At 70.3% G+C, this 1,883-nt stretch carries 2 protein-coding genes; one reads left to right on the top strand and one right to left on the bottom strand.

What is annotated here, in order from left to right:
• Positions 1-110: 110 nt before the first annotated feature.
• Positions 111-1,142 carry a class II fructose-bisphosphatase gene (glpX, locus tag ACFVIM_RS34945; RefSeq protein ID WP_384310355.1) on the bottom strand — a complete coding sequence of 344 codons (1,032 nt, stop codon included), beginning with the start codon at positions 1,140-1,142 and terminating at the stop codon, positions 111-113.
• A 131-nt stretch (positions 1,143-1,273) separates the two neighbouring features.
• Between glpX and ACFVIM_RS34940 the strand changes: the two genes are divergently transcribed.
• The gene (locus tag ACFVIM_RS34940; protein WP_384310357.1) at positions 1,274-1,825 is read left to right on the top strand and encodes a DUF4245 domain-containing protein; all 552 of its coding nucleotides are present in this window, start codon (positions 1,274-1,276) and stop codon (positions 1,823-1,825) included.
• Positions 1,826-1,883 lie beyond the last annotated feature (58 nt).

Below are 1,883 nucleotides of genomic sequence, written 5' to 3'. Positions count from 1 at the left end.
GCCCATCCGGGCGGCCCCTCTCGGTTGTCCGTCGCCGTCCCGCTCCTCACCTCCGTACGGAAGGTGACCGCCGGGCATGGGCCCGGTCCCGACGCGGGAACGGATGCCCGCTACTGGGCGCGGTCGAAGTCCACCTGGCTGTAGGCGCGCAGCTTGGAGAGCTTGTGGGTGGAGTCGATCTGCCGGATCGTCCCCGACTTGGAGCGCATCACCAGGGACTGCGTGGTCGCCGTCTCCGCGCGGTAGCGCACCCCGCGCAGCAGCTCGCCGTCGGTGATGCCGGTGGCGACGAAGAAGACATTGTCGCCCTTGACCAGGTCGTCCGTGGCGAGCACCCGGTCGAGGTCGTGCCCGGCGTCCAGGGCGCGGCGCCGCTCGTCGGCGTCCCGGGGCCACAGCCGCCCCTGGATCGTGCCGCCGAGGCACTTGATCGCACAGGCGGTGATGATGCCCTCGGGGGTGCCACCGATGCCCATCAGCATGTCGACGCCGGTGCCCTCGCGGACCGCCATGATGGCGCCCGCGACATCGCCGTCGGAGATGAACTTGATCCGCGCGCCCGTCTCGCGGATCTCCTTGACCATCGACTCATGGCGCGGCCGGTCCAGGATGACGACCGTGACGTCCTCGGGCGAGGACTTCTTGGCCTTGGCGACCCGGCGGATGTTGACGGAGACGGGGGCGTTGATGTCGACGAAGTCCGCCGCCTCGGGGCCGGTGACCAGCTTGTCCATGTAGAAGACCGCGGACGGGTCGAACATCGCGCCCCGGTCGGCCGCCGCCAGGACCGCGATGGCGTTGGGCATGCCCTTGGCCGTCAGCGTCGTCCCGTCGATCGGGTCCACGGCGATATCGCACTCGGCACCGGTGCCGTCGCCGATGTGCTCCCCGTTGAAGAGCATCGGCGCCTCGTCCTTCTCGCCTTCGCCGATGACGACGACGCCGTTCATCGAGACGGTGTGGACGAGGGTCCGCATGGCCTTGACGGCCGCGCCGTCGGCGCCGTTCTTGTCGCCGCGGCCGACCCAGCGGCCCGCCGCCATGGCGGCGGCCTCGGTGACCCGGACCAGCTCCAGGGCGAGGTTGCGGTCAGGGGCCTCCGGGGAGACCTCCAGGGGTGACGGCATGTGGTGCTCGGTCATCGGAGCGCACCTTTCTGTACGACGACGGCCGTGATGAGGGTGCTTCGACTCTATCGGTAGACCGATAAAATGAGCATCGGGGCCCACGTTTGAGCGCGCACCCCGGATGCGACCATGGAGCCGTGGCTGGAATGCGTGGCAAACAGACGGTGCGGGACATGGTGCTCTCGATGGTGGTCATTGGGGCCGTCGTCGGGGTGATCTACCTCTTCATCCCCCATGACGAGCAGAGCGACCGGATGAAGCCGGTCAACTACGAGCTGGAACTGGTGACGGCGCAGCGCGCCGCGCCGTACCCGGTGCTGGCGCCGAAGGGCCTGCCGGGGGAGTGGAAGCCGACCTCCGTGTCGTACCAGGGCCTCAAGGGTGACGCCTGGCACCTCGGCTTCCTGGACCCGGACCGGGAGTACGTGGCGGTCGAGCAGTCGACCCGGCCGGTCGGGAAGTTCATCCCCGAGGTCACCCACCAGGCCAGGAACACCGGTGAGACCCGCCAGGTGCGGAACGCGGCCTGGCAGATCTGGGAGGGTCCGAAGTACGACGCGCTGGTCCGCGTGGACAAGGGTTCCACCACGGTGGTGACCGGCACGGCGCCGATCGCGCGGCTGGCGGAGATGGCCGCCGCGCTGGAGTCCGCCCCGGCCGCGAAGCCGTCGTTCCCCGCGCCCGCGCCGAAGGCGTAGGCGGTCGCGGGGGCGGTACCCCCGTAGGGACGAAGGGGCCGCCGCACCGGATCCGGCG

The sequence above is a fragment of the Streptomyces sp. NPDC057638 genome (genome assembly GCF_042800315.1).
Classification (GTDB): Bacteria; Actinomycetota; Actinomycetes; order Streptomycetales; family Streptomycetaceae; genus Streptomyces.
Note: the sequence above shows the minus strand (reverse complement) of the source record. Positions and strands in the feature narration are given on the sequence as shown.

What these genes read in the sequence shown, in the direction of transcription:
- glpX (WP_384310355.1), bottom strand. Translation starts at nt 1,142, where the DNA reads ATGACCGAGCACCACATGCCGTCACCCCTGGAGGTCTCCCCGGAGGCC.
- ACFVIM_RS34940 (WP_384310357.1), top strand. Translation starts at nt 1,274, where the DNA reads ATGCGTGGCAAACAGACGGTGCGGGACATGGTGCTCTCGATGGTGGTC.